Source organism: Corynebacterium rouxii (assembly GCF_902702935.1).
Lineage (GTDB): Bacteria > Actinomycetota > Actinomycetes > Mycobacteriales > Mycobacteriaceae > Corynebacterium > Corynebacterium rouxii.
The window spans coordinates 1,239,780-1,258,656 of sequence record NZ_LR738855.1; the positions used below are offsets into that span (position 1 = coordinate 1,239,780).

The 18,877-nt window shown below is 48.4% G+C and carries 17 protein-coding genes, 1 tRNA gene and 2 pseudogenes; 6 read left to right on the forward strand and 14 right to left on the reverse strand.

All coding sequences use genetic code 11. The features are described 5' to 3' along the window. Nucleotides 1-40: 40 nt before the first annotated feature. Nucleotides 41-358, reverse strand: coding sequence for a hypothetical protein (locus CIP100161_RS06160; protein ID WP_232053108.1), 318 nt, complete (start codon nt 356-358; stop codon nt 41-43). Between the two features lie 43 nt (nt 359-401). After that, the gene (locus CIP100161_RS06165; RefSeq protein ID WP_155874546.1) at nt 402-941 is read right to left on the reverse strand and encodes a YbhB/YbcL family Raf kinase inhibitor-like protein; all 540 of its coding nucleotides are present in this window, start codon (nt 939-941) and stop codon (nt 402-404) included. A gap of 194 nt (nt 942-1,135) precedes the next feature. On the opposite strand from CIP100161_RS06165, the gene CIP100161_RS06170 reads away from it, so the two are divergent. Next, nucleotides 1,136-1,221, forward strand: a tRNA-Leu gene (locus tag CIP100161_RS06170). 72 nt (nt 1,222-1,293) lie between these two features. Beyond that, nucleotides 1,294-2,307: pseudogene (locus tag CIP100161_RS12140) on the forward strand (SDR family NAD(P)-dependent oxidoreductase); the annotation flags it as partial. Between the two features lie 369 nt (nt 2,308-2,676). Here CIP100161_RS12140 and CIP100161_RS12555 read toward each other — a convergent pair. Together CIP100161_RS12555 and CIP100161_RS12560 are read right to left on the reverse strand one after the other, a co-directional pair. Continuing rightward, nucleotides 2,677-2,880, reverse strand: coding sequence for a DDE-type integrase/transposase/recombinase (locus CIP100161_RS12555; RefSeq protein WP_408609472.1), 204 nt, complete (start codon nt 2,878-2,880; stop codon nt 2,677-2,679). Further along, nucleotides 2,849-3,049: an IS3 family transposase gene (locus CIP100161_RS12560; RefSeq protein ID WP_408609473.1), complete on the reverse strand. Its 201-nt coding sequence runs from the start codon at nt 3,047-3,049 to the stop codon at nt 2,849-2,851. Before CIP100161_RS12560 ends, CIP100161_RS12555 begins: the two co-directional genes overlap by 32 nt. On the opposite strand from CIP100161_RS12560, the gene CIP100161_RS12150 reads away from it, so the two are divergent. Next, complete coding sequence (locus CIP100161_RS12150) at nt 2,990-3,187, forward strand: hypothetical protein (protein ID WP_232053109.1); 198 nt, start codon at nt 2,990-2,992, stop codon at nt 3,185-3,187. The genes CIP100161_RS12560 and CIP100161_RS12150 overlap by 60 nt on opposite strands. Nucleotides 3,188-3,250: 63 nt before the next feature. Here the strand turns inward: CIP100161_RS12150 and CIP100161_RS12365 are convergent, their stop codons facing one another. From CIP100161_RS12365 to CIP100161_RS06205, 4 genes are all read right to left on the reverse strand, one after another. After that, complete coding sequence (locus CIP100161_RS12365; protein ID WP_269472945.1) at nt 3,251-3,376, reverse strand: hypothetical protein; 126 nt, start codon at nt 3,374-3,376, stop codon at nt 3,251-3,253. Nucleotides 3,377-4,385: 1,009 nt separating this feature from the next. Continuing rightward, entirely contained in the window at nt 4,386-5,489 is a 1,104-nt protein-coding gene (gene meaB, locus CIP100161_RS06195) for a methylmalonyl Co-A mutase-associated GTPase MeaB (RefSeq protein ID WP_155872828.1), read from the reverse strand. Between the two features lie 86 nt (nt 5,490-5,575). After that, nucleotides 5,576-7,783 (reverse strand): methylmalonyl-CoA mutase, encoded by a 2,208-nt coding sequence (gene scpA / locus CIP100161_RS06200; protein WP_155872830.1) that lies wholly within the window; start codon nt 7,781-7,783, stop codon nt 5,576-5,578. Between the two features lie 2 nt (nt 7,784-7,785). Next, on the reverse strand, nt 7,786-9,597 hold the full coding sequence (locus CIP100161_RS06205) for a methylmalonyl-CoA mutase subunit beta (protein ID WP_155872832.1): 1,812 nt from the start codon (nt 9,595-9,597) through the stop codon (nt 7,786-7,788). Nucleotides 9,598-9,846: 249 nt separating this feature from the next. On the opposite strand from CIP100161_RS06205, the gene CIP100161_RS06210 reads away from it, so the two are divergent. Then, on the forward strand, nt 9,847-10,548 hold the full coding sequence (locus tag CIP100161_RS06210; protein WP_155872834.1) for a TVP38/TMEM64 family protein: 702 nt from the start codon (nt 9,847-9,849) through the stop codon (nt 10,546-10,548). Nucleotides 10,549-10,608: 60 nt separating this feature from the next. Beyond that, on the forward strand, nt 10,609-11,175 hold the full coding sequence (locus CIP100161_RS06215) for a MarR family transcriptional regulator (RefSeq protein ID WP_155872836.1): 567 nt from the start codon (nt 10,609-10,611) through the stop codon (nt 11,173-11,175). An 83-nt stretch (nt 11,176-11,258) separates the two neighbouring features. On the opposite strand, the gene CIP100161_RS06220 is transcribed toward CIP100161_RS06215, so the two are convergent. The 3 genes from CIP100161_RS06220 to CIP100161_RS06230 all read right to left on the reverse strand — a co-directional run bounded on the left by CIP100161_RS06220 (nt 11,259) and on the right by CIP100161_RS06230 (nt 13,732). Next, entirely contained in the window at nt 11,259-12,392 is a 1,134-nt protein-coding gene (locus tag CIP100161_RS06220) for an SPFH domain-containing protein (RefSeq protein ID WP_155872838.1), read from the reverse strand. Further along, a complete protein-coding gene (locus tag CIP100161_RS06225; protein WP_166443153.1) occupies nt 12,389-12,823 on the reverse strand; it encodes an NfeD family protein in 435 nt (144 codons plus the stop codon). The genes CIP100161_RS06220 and CIP100161_RS06225 overlap by 4 nt, the downstream gene beginning before the upstream one ends. A gap of 66 nt (nt 12,824-12,889) precedes the next feature. Beyond that, nucleotides 12,890-13,732 carry a DUF3097 domain-containing protein gene (locus CIP100161_RS06230; protein WP_155872842.1) on the reverse strand — a complete coding sequence of 281 codons (843 nt, stop codon included), beginning with the start codon at nt 13,730-13,732 and terminating at the stop codon, nt 12,890-12,892. Between the two features lie 35 nt (nt 13,733-13,767). Between CIP100161_RS06230 and CIP100161_RS06235 the strand changes: the two genes are divergently transcribed. Further along, nucleotides 13,768-14,553 carry a hypothetical protein gene (locus CIP100161_RS06235; RefSeq protein ID WP_155872844.1) on the forward strand — a complete coding sequence of 262 codons (786 nt, stop codon included), beginning with the start codon at nt 13,768-13,770 and terminating at the stop codon, nt 14,551-14,553. On the opposite strand, the gene CIP100161_RS06240 is transcribed toward CIP100161_RS06235, so the two are convergent. The 3 genes and pseudogenes from CIP100161_RS06240 to CIP100161_RS12565 form a co-directional block, all read right to left on the reverse strand. Further along, a complete protein-coding gene (locus CIP100161_RS06240; protein ID WP_155872846.1) occupies nt 14,526-15,659 on the reverse strand; it encodes a ferrochelatase in 1,134 nt (377 codons plus the stop codon). The genes CIP100161_RS06235 and CIP100161_RS06240 overlap by 28 nt on opposite strands. 92 nt (nt 15,660-15,751) lie before the next feature. Next, nucleotides 15,752-17,461, reverse strand: a complete 1,710-nt coding sequence (locus CIP100161_RS06245) for a DIP1281 family NlpC/P60 protein (RefSeq protein WP_155872848.1) — start codon at nt 17,459-17,461, stop codon at nt 15,752-15,754. A 561-nt stretch (nt 17,462-18,022) separates the two neighbouring features. Beyond that, nucleotides 18,023-18,807, reverse strand: a pseudogene (locus CIP100161_RS12565) (IS3 family transposase); the annotation flags it as partial. Nucleotides 18,808-18,877: the final 70 nt, after the last annotated feature.

Sequence of the window (18,877 nt, forward strand, 5' to 3'; positions counted from 1 at the left end):
CGGCAGATTCGAGGTAAAAACGTAGACTCTGCCGCTATTTCTAACTCCGAACAGTTAGCATGCGAGCTAACAAGCTAGCTATGAAGCATACAGCTGCATAACAAGGCAATAGATAAGCTGGCCAGATCATTATTGGAGAATCGGGTATAACACGCCCTAAAAAGATCAGCAACAAAGCAACTATTAATCCAGTAATTTGAAGAACCGAGCCACGTGAGGCTTTGTTCACTGTTGCAAATGCCCCTACCAAGGCAGCTGCAATCATTATGAGGATAAAACGTGCTGTGACATGAAAACTCTCTGCCCACCCAAACTTCAAGATATGAATAAACGTAAATATGGTGAGCACAACTGCCATAGCTAGAAATGCTCCTCCTATACGTAAACCAAGAGGAAAAGTGCTAGGGGTTCTCATACCATCCCCAGCGGATCGCACGACCCAAACTATGGAAGTAAAGATTAAACCCCAACACTGCAGGTGAAGCGCCTGTGTCGACATCTAAAGTTTCAACGTCAACCGCATGTACCGCAAACAAATAACGATGTGGGCCATGACCAGCAGGCGGATTAGGGCCATAGTAGCCCCGTTTCCCAGAATCTCCACAGAGGCTTATAGCACCGAGCTGGTCGAGCGAGCCATCGTTTGCTGCACCTTGCGCAATTGATACTTGGGAAACCGGAATGTTGAAAACCGCCCAGTGCCAAAAGCCTGAAGCAGTGGGAGCATCAGGGTCGAAGCAAGTGATAGCAATAGACTTTGTGCCTTCAGGTAATGCACTCCACTCAAGATGCGGAGAAACGTCATTTCCTCCCAGATGGATCGAACTAAATTTCTCCCCATCAGAAAAGTCTTCCGAGTGCAATGAGAATGTTGGAAGTTGCTTAAGAGATGCATACGGGTCCGCACCTGGGAAGCGATTGGGATTATCGGAATATGTCATACCCGCATTTATACACACATAGAAAAGCAAACGTCGGGGATTTTTCAGCAACAGCATTATTGGCAAGACTACCAATGCAGCATCAATCAACTTCCGGTACCTGAAAAATACTATCTGAACTGCTGATTTGTATTCGCAAAGAGATCGCCATATAGTTATGCGAGTCAACAGCGAACAGCTGAAAGGCACACCCGGCCCGGGTGGCGGAATGGCAGACGCGCTAGCTTGAGGTGCTAGTGTCCTACTAACGGACGTGGGGGTTCAAGTCCCCCCTCGGGCACAATATTAGAGAGCTCCGACCAATGGTCGGAGCTCTCTTCTTGTATACTCTGTTGAAATAGAGAAATTATCGATGACAGCGATCGGTCCAAATGACTTAGCTATCGCTTTAAAAGTAATGCGCATCGCAAGCGATTTGCCTAAAGATGATGAGCAATCTCTCCAGCTTCAACGAAGTACGAGCGCGATGTATAAAAAGCTCAAAACAAATCGGCGTAAAGCAGCTAAAGCTCGACGTAGAGCCCACGACCAAGCGATACTGGGAGCTACAGCTACTGCTAACGAACATCGAGTTGACGACGAAACGGCAGGTCTTCTCATTATGCCGCGGGGCAACAGCCACGCGCTTTAGAATCCGGCTCTGTAGCCACTCCCCACGGATTCGCTGGAAGACTACATAAATCACATAATTGCTACATTTGTAAACGCCCATATACATTAGTTGACTCATTCCATCACCAGCTCTGTCCTAGTTGCGCCACAGATAATAGGAAGCGTCGAGAAGCATCCGTTAATCGTTCACGGACGACGAGCCTTACTAACAGGCGGACGCGCGAAAATCGGAATGTATATTGCGCTTAAATTACTAAGAGATGGCGCGGATCTCACCATTACCACAAGGTTTCCTAAGGATGCAGTTCGACGTTTTAGCTCAGTAAATGATTCTGCTGACTTAATAATGCAGCACAGACAGTCTGACGTAGTCCTAGCGCATACTCAACATTAGTTCGTGAAGAATCTCAACCCTTGCAAGGGATCGAAAAAGAAGTACCGATCGCTGCTTTAGGAATCGATGCAGGTGGACTTATCCCCGATGTGACTGATCACAATTCATGGGTCGCTACTGTTGGATCCGTAGATCCGCTAGAAATGCTAGAAGTTCAGCTGTGCAATGCAACACACCATTTATTCTCTTTAATAGGTTACGACCTGCTTTTGAAGCCTCACTGGCACGCCAAAATATGTAGTAAACGTATCTGGCGATGGAAGGCGTATTTCGAGGGGATACAAAGGGCCTGAGCATCCGCATACTAATATGGCCAAAGCTGCACTTAATATGCTGACAAGAACAACAGCCACTGAAGTGCCTCGGGTTTTGTTCATAGGTTTGTGCCTTGTGTTTTACTATGTCGTGACTTGGGTGATGCTCCCAAAACTCGGCTTCCACCTCAGCCGGCGTATGGTAGCCGAGGCTCTGGTGCAGTCGTGATTCGGTTCCACCAATTCACCCACGCGAACGTGGCTATTTCCACGTCGACCACATCGTTCCATGTGCGGGTATGGATGATTTTCATTCTTGTGAGGGGCCGTTGACATTCTCAGCCAAAGCATTGTCATAGGAATCACCCACCATCCCAGTAGACGCTACGATACCGTGCTCAGCCAAGCGCTCATTGTAGACAATGCTCACATATTGTCAGCGTGATCTGAGTGATGAATCAGACCCGTTGTTTCCTTAGTACACACAATCACTTGGTTCAACGCCTGCAGTAGCAAGGCTTGAAGTGCGCATCAAATCCGACAACGCCCATCCAACGATCTTCCTCGAGAACACGTCGGTAACAAAAGCGGTGTACACGAACCCTTTCCTGGTGCGCACATAGGTAATGTCAGTCACCCACAACCGGTTAGGGCTTAGGGTTTTGAACTCGCGGCCCACCAAGTCTGGACGTGTATCCGGGCCTGTGGGTTTGCGGGTCGTAACCGGAGCACCACCTTTGCCCTTTGCCAGTAACTCCTGCAAGGCGCATGAGGCGGGCAGTCTGCTCATGTCCCATGTCGATTCCCTCGCGGCGAAGGACGCGCCACATCTTGCGGATGCCGTACACACCGTAATTCGCGGCGTGAACCTCGCTAATGTGCTCTACCAGGGTAGCGTCACAAAGACTGTGAGCACTCAGGCCACGGGCTTTGGATTGGCGGTACCCACGCAAGCTAAGAAAACCGCCTTCACGGTGGGTGTTTAACGTCTGGCAGATGAACTCGACACTGAAACGATCCCGGTATTTATCGATGAACTGGATCATTTCTTAACGTTTGGGGTCTGGTTCGGATACGAAAAAAACCGAGGCGGCTTTCAGCAACTCATTGGTGTCGCGTAGTTCCTGGTTTTCTCGGCGCAGCCTGACATTTTCAACAGCGAGGTCCTCAGGCATGCGTTCGGGAGCAGTACCTTCGCGACGTGTCTGCTGGGTCCATTGCCGGGCGGTGTGCTAGGAAACGCCTAGTTTGGGTGCCACGATCTTGCACGTTTCCTGCATGGAAATACCTTCTGCCAGGATGCAATCCTCAACTAGGCGGACCACACGGTCTTTGGCATCCTGATCAAATTTTTCTTGGTATGTTCGAAGATTTTCCCATCTACTTAAACGGAACAAAACCTAGGACACTTCAATCGCAGCAGCATAAAACCACAGATACAAAAACCAACTGGGTAAACCCCAGTCAGCCCCTCAGCGTGCCGTTAATCAAACAAAGTCAAACACCGCGATCACCCCTGAAAACTCCACCCACGGACCTGACTAACTAAATAGCAACACCCCCACTGCGACCAAGAACCATCGTAAAGGAGTCCGTGCCGTCCCATGAGTGACGCCGCGAAAGGATGACATAGGCTGTCACTCCGGAACCACAGTAAGCAATAAAAGGCCTATTCGCACAGCCTAAATGCTGATCCAAAAATCCTACGGAGTTGATCGAGCGACACTGATTGTCTATTTGCTTGCAAACTCATAAACGGAAGGTTGATCGCTCTTCCACCTCACCGTGAAATCGCTCAGCGCTACGTGCATCAACAATTGGTATTTCCAAGCTGCTCCCGTTTGCCCGCAACCACTGCATGCTGACGCTGTCCGCCCCAAAAGAACTGCATACGGTGATATTTCCCAGAGCTTGAGGAGCTGCTGTATCTCGCCAAAAATCAGTTCTATATCCAGCCGCAAGCCATGCAGTAAGCCCGCCATCGACTACGCTTACATTCCGAATACCAGCGGATTTCAGCATCCAAGTCAAAGCACTGCGCTGTCGGAATTTTTACCTCGGAGGTCCCCCAAACATAGTCAAACTTGCATCCAAGATCACGACATTTGAATGGCTCTCGCATAATTGTTGAAGAGCATTCACACTAAGAAGCGCTGGAATGTGCGTATTCACCTACGATTTTCTCTAGTCAGTAGTGACATGGTCAAAAGCATTGAGAATTCGTTCAGCAGCTAGTGTAGGTGTGATATGCGCGTGTCGTAACTGATCTTCCACCAATTTTTTCACTTCAACAACATTCGGATCGGTGTTTAATCGTTGAAGTAAAGTCTCATGGACCATTGACCACATCCACTGAACTTGTTGTTCTCTGCGGTTATGCTCGAATACGCCAGATTCCAGCATTGCCTTATTGTGATTTTGAACGTGTTCCCAGAATTCATCTACGCCTTCATGTTCTACGGCTGACATAGTAATCGTCGGCGGGTGCCACAGGTCGTTTTCTTGGCGGACCATTCGCATTGCAGCTGCTAGTTCACGAGCCGCTCGTTTCGCATTTTTCAGGTTCGGACCATCAGCTTTGTTGATAGCAACCAAATCTGCCATTTCAAGAATGCCTTTTTTGATTCCTTGTAATTGATCGCCTGCACCAGCCAGAGCCAAAAAGGTAAAACAATCAACCATCTGTGAGACAGCAACTTCTGATTGCCCTACGCCAACGGTTTCAACAAGAATCACATCGTATCCTGCAGCCTCGAAAACCACCATAGATTCACGAGTAGCTTTAGCAACGCCACCGAGAGTTCCAGCGGAAGGAGAAGGACGAATAAAGGCATTATCTTCACGGGCTAGCTTAGCCATACGGGTTTTATCACCCAAGATCGATCCTCGTGTCTTTGTAGAGGAAGGATCGATGGCAAGCACCGCTAGTTTATGTCCATCACCAATCAGCTTCATCCCCAGCTCCTCAATAAACGTGGATTTTCCTACGCCGGGTACACCAGTGATACCTACGCGAAGCGCTTTACCGCTAAATGGCAACAACTTGACCAGCAATTCTTGAGCCAAAATTCTGTGTGCCGGAGCAGTAGATTCTAACAAGGTAATAGCTCGGGATATAAGCGTTCGATCACCTCGACGGACGCCTTCAAATAACTCGTCAACATCAATACGCCGCCGCGCTTTTTTCACAATCTCAGGGGCAACAGCAGTCACCTCCCCCAAATCAGTACCAGCGGTAGTTAAAAGTGAACCCAAATGATGCTCGAGGTATTCGTTGTCTGCGGACATTTTGTGAAACCTTCCTGCTTATACGCGTTCACCGGCCACTCAAACGAGCGGCCGGTGAACATAGTCATGGTATTGAAACGAACTAATTAGGCTTCGTCGACCTTGAGGTCGATACCAAGGTTAGCCGCCAACTTTTCCAGCATATCGATCGCAGCATCTGCGATAACAGTTCCTGGAGGATAAATAGCGACTGCACCATCGTCGTAGAGTTCTTGGAAATCTCCAGGTGGGATAACGCCACCAACAACGACCATGATGTCCTCACGACCCAACTTGGCAAGCTCCTCCTTGAGTGCAGGAACCAGAGTCAGATGACCTGCAGCCAAGGAAGAAACGCCGACGACGTGGACGTCCGCATCAACTGCGGCACGAGCTGCCTCTGCTGGGGTCTGGAACAGTGGTCCGACATCGACGTCCATGCCGAGGTCAGCATATGCAGATGCAACAACCTTTTGTCCGCGGTCGTGACCATCCTGACCCATCTTGGCCAAGAAGATACGAGGACGACGGCCTTCCTCGGCTTCAAAAGCATCGGCCATAGCGATTGCCTTAGAAACATTGCCCACGGTGCCCTCCTTTCCAACTTCGTCCTTGTACACGCCGGAGAGAGTACGAATTTCAGCTTCGTGACGGCCGAATACTTCTTCGAGTGCATCAGAAATCTCGCCCACCGTTGCCTTAGCGCGAGCGCAATCAACAGCTAGTTTGAGCAAGTTCTGATCTAGGTTGCCAGGTTCTTTTTCTTCGATGCGTGCAGCTTCGGTGAGTGCTTTCAGGCAACGATCAACCTCAGCTTGGTCGCGTTCAGCGCGCAACTGCTCAAGCTTTGCTAATTGCTCTGCACGTACCTTGGTGTTATCAACCTTAAGGACTTCGATCTGCTCGTCCTCTTCGACGACATACTTATTCACACCAATCAGGGCTTGACGGCCTGAATCAATACGTGCCTGAGTACGTGCAGCGGATTCTTCGATGCGGAGTTTCGGAATACCTTCGATCGTAGCCTGAGCCATTCCGCCAGCATTTTCAACTTCTTCGATATGTGCACGAGCTCGCTCAGCTAGCTGCTCAGTAAGCCACTCGATGTAATACGAACCTGCCCACGGATCAACTGGCGCCGTGGTGCCAGATTCTTGTTGAAGCAGCAGCTGCGTATTACGTGCAATACGTGCAGAGAAATCCGTTGGTAGTGCCAAAGCTTCGTCAAGAGCATTGGTGTGCAAAGACTGCGTATGGCCTTGGGTTGCACCCATTGCTTCGATAGCGGTACGTGCCACATTGTTGTAAACGTCTTGTGCAGTTAGCGACCAACCAGAAGTCTGAGAGTGGGTACGCAGCGACTGAGACTTAGGGTTCTTTGGATCGAATTTAGCGACCAGTTCGCTCCAAAGCAGACGTCCAGCGCGAAGTTTTGCAATTTCCATGAAAGTATTCATGGAAATACCCCAGAAGAAGGAAAGTCGAGGCGCAAACTTGTCTACATCTAGTCCAACACCTTTACCAGCACGTATGTATTCAATACCATCAGCAAGTGTATACGCGAGCTCGAGGTCAGCTGTCGCACCGGCTTCCTGAATGTGGTAACCCGAAATTGAAATCGAGTTAAACCGAGGCATCTTCAATGATGTGTATTCGAAAATATTCGAAATGATGCGCATGGAAGGCTTAGGTGGGTAGATGTAGGTGTTACGAACCATGAACTCTTTCAGAATGTCATTCTGAATTGTTCCGGCTAGCTGCTCAGGTGCGACACCTTGTTCTTCCGCTACAACGATGTACAGGGCAAGCACTGGGAGCACAGCGCCATTCATCGTCATGGAGACAGAAACTTTTCCAAGGTCAATGCCTTCGAAAAGTTGACGCATATCCAAAATTGAGTCGATTGCTACGCCAGCCATACCGACGTCGCCGACTACGCGCTCGTTGTCGGAGTCATAACCACGGTGAGTAGCCAAGTCGAAAGCGACTGACAGACCTTTCTGGCCTGCTGCGAGGTTACGACGATAGAAGGCATTTGACTCAGCAGCCGTAGAAAAACCTGCATACTGCCGAATTGTCCATGGCTGATTGGTGTACATGGTTGGGTACGGGCCACGCATAAACGGCGCCATACCTGGATACGAGTCCAGCTGCTCAGCAGGCACATTGTCGTTGCGATCATTGCGCTTATAAACACGCTTGACATCGATGCCTTCTGGCGTAGTCCAAACTTGTTGCTCAAGCGCACTTGAGTCCGCAGCGTTCTGGCTCTCAGGAGATGCTGGATATTCTGCAAAATTTGGGATAGTAGTCATGGTTAAGCTCCCAACTTCTTCAGTAGACCATCGAGCTTCGTAGCTGCGTCGATCTTCATGTTCAAATAGTCATCCGGTTCGAAATCATGTCCTGGCGATCCTGCCAACAAAATGGTTTCTACACCAAGCTTGCGCAGTTCAGCCAAGGCCTCAGCACCGGTTGCATCGTATTCAGCGTCCGTGCCACAAATGACTGCGATCTTGGAGCTGGCAGCAGCCTCAGCAAACTCCGAGGTTCCTGGAATAACCTGTCCTGGGTTCAAAGCCTCAATTCCGCCTGTACCAAGGAGATTGGTAATAAAACCAGTACGAATATTGTGCTTTGCAAGTGGACCTAGTGGGATGAGCACAGCTTGCGGCCGTTTTCCGTTGACCTCCATGTAAACATCCGAGCGGTTACGGAACGACTCGAATTCTGCAGCCCAACGACGTACACAGGTTGGCTCTACGCGAAGCTCCGCCGGCAATGGTGCTTCCGCAAGATTAGGAAATTCGTTGATTGCGGTGACTTTCTTAATTCGATGCGCGATATCACGGCGTACCCGCTCATGAGCGTCGTCAAGCATTTGTTTAATGGAACCGTTTTCAACGGCTACGAGGAAACCACCAGATGCTTCGATATCGGTAAAGACCGTCCAAGCCTTTTCGATGATCGATGACGTTAGACTTTCGACATAATACGATCCACCAGCTGGGTCAATGACATGACCTAGGTGAGACTCTTCGAGAAGAAGAAGGTTTGTATTACGTGCAATGCGGTGAGCAAAGTTGCGCGAAACATTTGGAATTCCGCCTGCAATTGCCCAGTCAAAGCACAAAACTTCTACGTCTTTGGCGCCACCAACACCTGCAGCGAATGCTGCCACCGTGGAGCGCAGCATGTTTACCCATGGATCACGCTGAGTGAACATGACAGGTGCCGTTAATGCGTGTTGTGGAGCGCTTCCGAGTTCCTTAGCACCAAGAATTTCTGCGACTCGAGCCCAAAGTGCTCGCCCTGATCGCAATTTAGAAATTTGGGCAAACTGATCGTCCGTAATTGCATAACGGAATGAAATCTGTTGCAAAGCTTGCTCTGTAGAAAGCCCTGCAGCTACCAAACCGCGAAGATATTCCGCGCCGGCTGCTAGCGCAAGACCAATCTGCTGCGCATCCGTAGCGCCCTGATTCGAAAAAGAAACTGCATCGACCAAGATCGCGCGAGTATTCTCACGCTCAGACGCACGTACGGCTAGATTAATTGCGGTGTCTAGGTCGACAGATGCTGATCCATCGATCATGGAGCTAAGTGGCGATGCCCCAAGCTCGATGCTTCGCGGCGACGCGTCTTGAGCGTCGACCATTGAGAAGAGACGATTGGTCATTTCTTCTGTCGCGACACCAGAGTTCAAACGAACTGGCGCATACTGGAAAAGGACCTCTTTGAGGAGTTCTTCAATGTTTGCTTCTCCATAAACAACGATATCGGTTGTACCATTGTCAAGGGCATGAAGAACGTCTTTGTTAGACGAAGATGAACCGAACGATTCGGTTACTCCCCAGCCGACGCCTTCCTCTTGCCCTGCGCCAGCAAAACCACGTGTATATGGGAATGCACCTGGAATCTGAGTTTCTTCTAATTCGTCTGCACGGTTGTACAAAGGGTTGACTTTGATGTCATCGTACGTGGTGCGAATTAGACGCTGCCAAATATCAAGCGGAACGTCAGCAACATCTTTTTTCTGTACGCGAGCGAAAACTTTAGCAACAGCTTTATACCATTCCTGTCGCTGAGCCTCGAGCTCTTCAGTTTGGGCGATTCGTGTGTCAGTCACGAGTGGGACCCACTCCCCTCACAGTAGAAGGAACGAGAAGCGCATAGATATAAATCGGACAAATGAATCGTCTCGACTTTATGCGTTTACGCACCTATGTGGTTGTGAACAAAATTTTCGTGGCATAAGGTTCCCACACCAGGCCAAGGTGATAGGCGCCTCATAACAACTACTAAGTGTAGTCCGATACATCAGTATTTGATGAACATTTCCAACCGAATGTGTCCGATCGGACTAAAGTTAGCCCACGTGAGCGCGATTTTCTCTTTTTTTCTTGAGCTTTTTCGTGATGGATTCAACACGATTTCAGGGTGGAGCACCGTTAAGAAACTTGGTTTTGCACTACTGTGCTGCATTTTTCTTGCAGCAACTGTGCTTATCGACGTACCCCCACTAACTGTTTTACGCACTTGGGCAGACAACACTGGCGCATGGTTTGTTGTGGTCTTTATTGCTTTATACATTTCAATAACACAGTTTCCAATACCCCGCACACTGCTAACCCTTTCCTCTGGAATTCTTTTCGGCCCACTGGTTGGAATTATCATCGCTCTGTTAAGTACAACAGCGTCTGCAATGCTTTCATTGCTCATCATTCGAAGCATTCTGGGCGATTGGGCTCGATCGCAGCTAACATCGCCTAATGCCGTTCGCGTAAATCATCATATTGAGCAACGGGGTTGGTTTGCCATAGCGTCTCTGCGAATGATCGCTGCAGTGCCCTTTTCGCTATTGAATTACGTAGCAGGAATGACCAACATCTCTTTAACGAGTTTCGGTTTAGCTACATGTATCGGATCTGCACCTGGAACAATAGTTACAGTTTTCATTGGAAATGGGCTTACACAAACCTACGATGCAATGCTTCTTATCCCAACCATCTGTTTAGCAATCCTCGGTTTATGCGGATTAATTATCGATTCGAGACTGCTAGTCAAGTCATCAACATAGACATTAAGGTAGGGTGTTGAACTAACACTATGATGCTTTAGTCGAGAGGATCATTCAGGCATGTACGCTATCCAAGCTCGGTACCGAGGTCGAGAACTCAAACGCGCCGAATACGTTAGTAAGGCTGCAGCCGCGTTGTCGACGTTGGAGGGGGTTGAGCAGTTCACTTTAGTGGGCGTGGAAGATATAGCGTCAATAATTGATACTGCGGAAGCTACCTGCGATACAGCGCTGGCTCTTTTAGCCGCAGGCGATTGGGCTGTAGCTATCGCAGTTATGGATACCACAACAGCAGCTTCGGAAGATGCCCTTGCCTTTGTCCATAAAGTACTAGGGTCACGCGCACGAGCTGGCACAGTAAAAGTTGGGGTAAAGAAAGACAAGAAGTGGGCTGCCCCCATCCAAGCAACCTTTGTCATGCTCGCTTACATACTTTCAAAAAGAACTGCAGAAGGTCGCGAAGCAACGAGTTTGATGCGTTCCGGATTAAATCAAATAGAGGCAGCTGAAGAATTAGGTATCTCGAAACAAGCTATAAGCCAGCGTTTGCAAGCGGCAGGCTGGCAAGCTGAGCTTGCAGGTTATCAACTTGCCATTGATCTTCTACAGCGTGCAAATGTTGATTAGCCAACAAATTGCCTGCGATACACTATGCGTTCAAAGCGAGCGTACTGTGCATCGCAGGCAATGTAGAGACCTGTTCTCAATATCTAATTTTCATTATTGGTTAATGAAGTTAATTCAGCGCCAAGATCAGGATCCTCAACAGGCTTATTAGCTACAGCATTTGCTGCTGCTACCGCGGCAGCAATTTCTGGGTTTGACTCAGTTTTGAACCAATCTTCATGATTGTCTTCGCCAACTAATCGGCTACTGTGCTCATCAACTTCACTTGGTTCGTAACGGAATACACCATCGTCTCCTTTATTGGCGAGCGCCTTCGCAAATTCTTCCAACGAGTCGCCGAACTGTGATGGAATCATCCACATTGTTGAAGCTTTGCCCTCGGCGAGTTGCGGCAATTTTTCGAGATACTGATATGCCAATACCTCAGGTGTCAACCGAGACGCCTTGATTGCGGCGTTAACTTTCTGAATCGCCCGAGCTTCACCTTGAGCTTCAAGATAACGCGCAGCGCGTTGACCTTCAGCTTCTAGAATCCTGGCTTCCTTTGCTGCTTCTGCCGCCAAAATTGCTGCATGCTTTTCGCCTTCAGCCGCGAGGATCTTTGCTTGTTTTTCGCCTTCAGCAGTTCGAATATCAGATTCGCGACGTCCCTCAGCAGTCAGAATCATAGCGCGTTTCTCACGATCAGCTTTCATCTGCATTTCCATCGATTGCTGGATCGATGGAGGAGGATCAATCGCTTTGAGCTCTACTCGGCTAATTCTTAAGCCCCACTTTGTGGTAGCCGCATCGAGCTCACCGCGCAATCGACGATTGATTACTTCTCGAGAAGTTAGAGTCTCCTCTAATGTCATTCCACCAACTACATCACGGAGAGTTGCAACCGAAATTTGTTCGACGCCTACAATGTAGTTGTCAACACCATAAATTGCTTTTGCTGCATCATTGATTTGAAAAGTGACAACAGTATCAATAGCAACAGTAAGATTGTCTTGAGTGATAACAGCTTGTGGTGGGAAGGACACAACCCGTTCACGGGTGTCTACTTTCGCCCGTACTCTGTCGATAAATGGTACTAACAAACTAATCCCGCCTGCAACAGTCTTGGTGTACCGGCCAAGGCGCTCGACAACGGCGGCTTCACCTTGCGGAATAATTACAATGGATTTAGCAATAACAATTGCAAAAAACACCATGATAACTGCAAGAACTATCATGTTTTACTCTCCTTCCATACAACGGCAGTTGGGCCGTCAATTTCTACTACGTAGACGGATTGTCCTGACTGGAAATTAACGGCGGGATCAAGGCTTCGAGCAGACCAGATGGAACCATCCAGCTTGATTTGCCCCGAATGCTCCGTGATCTTTTCAACAACTTCCCCACTCATTCCGACGAGAGCCCGTGGAGTAAGCTCCAATGAAGTCGGTAGTTCAAAATGTTTCTTTATCAGAGGTTTGAGGAACAATAATAAAGAAATCGCAGAGACTGAAAAAGCGGCGGCTTGTAGTGTGACGTTGTCTGTAACCAAGCCAACCCCAGCGGCACAAATGGCAGCAAGGCCAAGCATGAAGAATGTCAGTTCACCGATAAACAGCTCTAAGACAACTAGCGCCACACCTATTACAAACCATTCCAAAGATCCCACAGTCTCTAGCTTACTGAAAACCAAATCGCCCCGAGGAAACCTAGCCCCTAATATGAGCGAGGCGTGCTACAAAAGATCTTCTTTCTTTATCTCTGGGGTTGTTACAAAATCAACAAGTCGCTCAACAGCCCCAATTAAAGTGGAATCGACGTCGCGGAATGAATTCACGGCATTGTATACACGATTCCAGCCTTCTTTTGGATCAGCCCAGCCAACTCGACGGCAGATTCCTTTTTTCCAATCCTCGCCGTATGGAACTTCTGGCCATTCTCGCAAGCCTAGTCTTTCAGGTTTTACTGCGGCCCAGATGTCAATGTAGGGATGGCCCGTTACAAGAACATCTGGTCCGACGCTTTCGGTCAGCTTTGTTTCTTTGGACCGTTCCACCAAGTGGTCTGCTAATACTCCGACTCGCCGTCCTGGTTGAGGCTTAAATTGGGCTAACTGGTGTGGAAGATTATCAAGTCCTTCGAGATATTCCACGACTACACCTTCAACTCGCAGATCATGACCCCATATTTTTTCGACGATTGCTGCATCATGAATACCTTCAACCCAAATCCGCGATGGTGCCGCAACTTTCGCTTCAACTTGTTTTACTTTTCGAGAACCTGAATTTGATCGTTCGGGCTGTTTCTTTTCCACGAAACGCGTTAACGTGACCCGATTCCCATCAAGGAGGAACGCTCCTTTTCTCAGCTTAAAAAGACGCTCATGTTGATAGCGATCTTCAAGACGAATGAAATCTCCGTCGTAGGTGCGTTCAAAATTAATAACTGCACCAACAAAACCATCGGCGAGTACCTCAACTACCAAGCCAGGTTTCGCTGGGATTTCTGGAAATTGTTGTGGAACATTTCGTGAATGTCCTTTTAGAATATTTCCGGTATATGGATCGTGGTAAGTCATAACATCACAGCCTATCCGCTAAAGTCTTTAAAGCTATGAATATCCGCGACAATCTCTACAGCCCATTGCAAAACGCTAGTCTTTGGATCGGTGCATGGCTTTATGGGCATGTCAGTATTGACGATGCTGATTACAGTCTTACCGAGCTCTTTGGTCAAGGCCAACTTGTTGGTTTCGGTAACGGTAATTATGAAATCTTCCGAATATTGAAAAACCATACAGGACCGCTTCATAGATCAGTACCCAACGAAGAACCATTGCTTCGTTTACTCCTAGGAGGTCCTGGCGATCCTATTTATTTCCCAGAAGACGTGCGTGCAAAAATAAGAAGCCAAGCCAAATCTGCTCCACAAGCTGCGATAGCCGTAGCCCTGGCACAACCACATATCTACGGTTTTCTTATACCCCGAGATGCAAATAGCCAAGGCAGCACCCAATGGAACTGGATTACTTCCGACGAACCGATGAGGCTACCCGCGGTATTAAGCCCAGGCGAAGCTGACTTCAATTTGGCGGAAGCTACTCGGCACAGTGCAGTCTTCATCGAGAAACATCCAAATTTCCGCACTCCAGCTCGGAATCCAAGGCTTACTGTTGGACGTTTGACTGACTTTTATGAGAACCCAGGGTTACCTGAGCAAGTGGCCCCACGTGCGTTAAAGCTGATCGCTCGGGCAGACACGGTAGCGTCAATTGTTGAAGGCGTGACGCAATCTTTACAGGAGCATGCTTTTGACCCGCATCTATTTCCCCTAGCACAACACGTTCGCCATGCTCGAATGGCAGCGGTTTCTTACGCTTTTGCAGAATGGGGTCGCTGAACCGGCTTACAACAATTGACTTCACATGGTTCACCGTTGAAGGAGCATCCTTTCGACGGAACAGTTCCGAGATTCTGGTGCGGTTTTACTCCTAACGATTCTTCAACTAGTTCTACGATCATGGTTGCGAAGGTATCTGTATGTCCAACAGTTGCCGCTCTAGAAATTGACATTCCTAAGTCTGAAGCTAGGTCTTGGAGTTCATGATCCAAGTCCCACACAACTTCCATATGGTCTGAAATGAAACCAATAGGTGCGACAACAAGTTCGGAAATGCCTTGTTCATGTTGGTATGTCGCATAATCTAAAATATCCGGTTCTAACCAAGGAATCTGACCATTTCCTGAAGCAGATTGCCAGACTACGTCGTAACGCCCTTGGTGTATGCCAAGATGCTTTGCGACGAGCGCTGCCGCTTCGTGCACTTGACGCGAGTATAACGGCCCATCTTCCTTACGTCCTGAATTTTCATTTGCAACTACAGGTATGGAGTGTGCGGTAAAAACGACCTTTTGATGCATCTGGAGCTTATCAAGTGCCGTAATTCCCAATTCTCTTGCCGCTTGGAAAACAACCGAGGACATTTCCTCGATAAATAATGGATGATCAAAGAACTGGCGTAGCTTCAAACAGTTAAGAGTCGTGAGCCCCTTTTCTGTCAGATGATTATTCATTTTGATGATATCTTCATCATACTGACGGCATCCTGAATATCCGCCCCAAGCCGAAGTCGCAAAAACTGCGACATTCCGAATACCATCGCGAACCATTTTTTCAGCAGTTTCATTGACAAATGGATGCCAATTTCTGTTGCCAAAATACACAGGAATGTCTAGTCCACGCGACGACAACACTTGAATGATATTGCCAATGATTTCTCGGTTAAGCGCATTAAGTGGACTTATACCGCCAAAGTGTCGGTAATGTACCGCGACTTCTTCAAGACGTTCTCGAGGAATTCCTCTGCCTCGAGTTACATTTTCAAGAAAGGGTATAACATCTTGTTGCCCCTCTGGGCCGCCAAAAGAGAGCACTAATATTGCGTCGACGTCCGATAACGTCCACGTAGGCAGCGATAGTAGCGAAGAGTGCACAGGTTCAACCATAAGCAGTGAGCTTAACACTAAAGGGGGAAAGTTTAGACCAACGGTTATCCTGACGGTCTAGACTTTCACCCTTGCTATCCAGTTTTCACTGCCTAAATAAGGCGAACAGCGTATGGACTCATTCCAGACCAACGAACTGGAGAAACTTTAACGCTTGATCCTGATTGCGGAGCCTCAAGCATTGTGCCATCACCTAGGTAGATTGCCACATGGTACTCAGCATTAGGTCCATAGAAAATAAGATCTCCGCGCTGCATATTGGAGGGATCAACTTTGGTTCCCTTTTGATACTGGTAACCCGTGTAGTGAGGCAACGCTATACCCACACCAGCAAACGCGTATAAAGTTAGCCCTGAACAGTCGAATCCGACTTTGTTAAAGTCACCGAAGGAATCCGCTACACCGCCATCTCGAATGCCTTGCGTTGGGCCACTAGCATTTCCGCCGCCCCACGCGTAAGGAGTTCCGACATAAGCCATGGCCCTTGAGATTACTGTTTCAATCTTTTCGCTACGGCTCGCGTTTCCTACTAACGCAGATGCTTTTTCGGATACATCCTCCATCGAATCAACCTGAGCTACGTCCAGGTCGTCAAGAATGGAAGAATCGTTATCTTCGTTTTCTACAGCAGCAATGTAGTTTCCATCTTGATGATTCGAATCATACGGATTATCTAAAGACGCATGATCCGGCGTTGCCGCTTCAATCAACGCGGCAGCTGCGCGGGCAGAATCGTTGGCTGTAGAACGGCGATTCTCTGAAGCCTTTCTTTCACGCGCCTGAGCTGCTTCAGCAGCGCTTTCTGCATCTTGACGTGCTTTTTCAGCCTTTTCGGCTGCGACCTGTAGAGCAGCTTCATCAGCGGCTTTTTGTGCAGCTTCCGCTGCAATCCTCGCAGCTTCTTCTTTCGCCTTGCGAGCTGCTTCAGCTTCCTGACGCGCCTTTTCGGCTGCAGCGGCTTCTGCTTCGGCTTTCTTTCGAGCCTCTTCTGCCCGCTTGTATTCTTCGTATTCTGATCGTTGTTGACGTAATGAATCGGCATTCCCCCGAGCAGAATCGAGACCACGCTGGGCTTCTTCACGCTTACTGATTAATTCAGCACGTTTACGGAGATTCTCTTCCAGTTTTGAATTGGAAGAATCAATTGCCTGTTGAGCTGAGACCTTAGCGCTTTCGGCTTCAGATTCTCGCTTTTCTGCGAGATTCTTGGCCTCGCGAAGTCGAGACTCCTCATTGGCCTGCTCGGTTCGCAGTCTGTCGAGAGCATCTACCGCTTCGCGTTGTTTTTGAGCATTAGTACGTAGATAAGTTTGGCGATCCAACGCTTCTTCTGAAGTAGCCTTACCCGAAACACCCGCAACACCACTTGGTATTGCTCCTTGCCGATAAGCACTACGAGATATTTCATCGAGCGTTTTTTGAGCTTTTAATATCTCCGATTGAATATCGTCAAGTTTTTTGCGCGCCGCAGACACGCCTTGCCTAGCCCGCTCAGCTGAACTTTGTGCGTCATGTAAATCAACCAGCGCTTTGTTAACTGCCTCGCGCAAACCGCCCATTTCAAGTTCCAAAGCTGCAATTTCAGAGTCTGAATTAGAAACCGATGTTACTAGCTTTGACACCTCATCTTGGGCTACACCTACTTGGTTATCTGCGGAGGCTATTTCAGTGTCTGAAGGGTTTGCAGGCTGTGCTACTGCGGGAGAAGTAGCCCCGAGAAATGCAATCGATAATCCAGATGCGATCAAGCCGTGCATCACTTTCGTAGTGGTACGCCTAGACATAGACGATCGTTTAGTCACAGGGCTACTCCTATAAACCTTTCACATGGTGTTTCCATACGAACCAATAACAAAGTTGAGTGACTCGAATCTCGATCTTCGAATTATTACTCGAACAATCTCCGCGTGCTTCCCCACATGCGTGACAAACTTCAAGTCAAGTTACCAGAATCGACACACGAGTCATTCTCAGAACAATAGTGCACTAAGACCCCTACGTCCCCATTACGATGCAATTATCAATGCAATCACATTATTCACATATACCCCTCCATGGATGTGACCTGCCGAAAGACTTGCCAAAATAATTAATGTGACATGGCCCACTTTTTGGAAAAAATCGCGTGTTGTTACAGATTTGAAGCGCTGATCAAGTCTAGAAGCTTGGCTAAACAATGCCTCACATCTCATAGGATGGGCAATTTTCAATCCATCGTTCCAGAGTTAACAATGGTGCAGCGATTGATTTGCGGCACACTATAGTCAAGTCTTCTCCCTTTACATGAAGGGCGCATAACTCCAGAATTCAAATTCAATAGCCCCAGCCTTTGAACTGGCCCCGGAAATTAGACTGGTTTTATTCTATGCGGTGAAGGATTCAAGGGTCTGGTTCCGGTAGCACATCGGAGTCAGACCTTTGAGTCGCTTCTGCATGCGTTCATGGTTGTACCAGTAGATATCATCATCGATTGCTTTGTAGAACTCCTACAGGCTGCTAAAAGATTCACCGTGGCACATCTCAATCTTTAAGTACCCGAAGAAGTTTTCCCATCACCGCATTGCCATAGCAGTTGCCTTTCTTTGACATTGACTGCACTCCACCGATGCTTGCGATGAGCCCACATCAGCTGAAATGCTGGTACTGGACCCCTTGACCTGTATGCACAAATAGTCTCTGCCCTGATGATTGCTGCGCAATGGCGCCACGCAGAGACTGTAGTGGGTAAGGGAGATAACGCTGTACAACAGGATTGACCGAGGCAAGACCTGCCACAACCAACAGATCACCCAATCGATGAGTTGACTTAGCAGATGACAATGACCTCGTCGTTGATTCTTCAAGTCCCGCAATTTCTCTACCTCGCGGCGCAACCGATCTTCCTCAGCTAACGGTTTTCGCAGATGAACAGCCTTTTCAGTCGCCCCCTGCAGCTTCGGCCGCAATGCCTTATCACCACCGGCACGCCACGCACGAACCCAATCTTTGACCAACTGATCCGAAGACACACTAAATTTACTGGCCAGTTCCATCATGGACTAGCCGGCGTGAAACCGGTCGACGATTTCCTTTTTCACTTCGACAGAATGCTGCTGCTTGGTTGGTTTTTTCACAAGACATAGCCTGCCATAAAGCTTGAATCGACGCTCACACCTTCTTACCGGATAAGGGCCGACTCCTAACCGATGGACCACTGTCTTGTACCCTAAGCCCTGCTC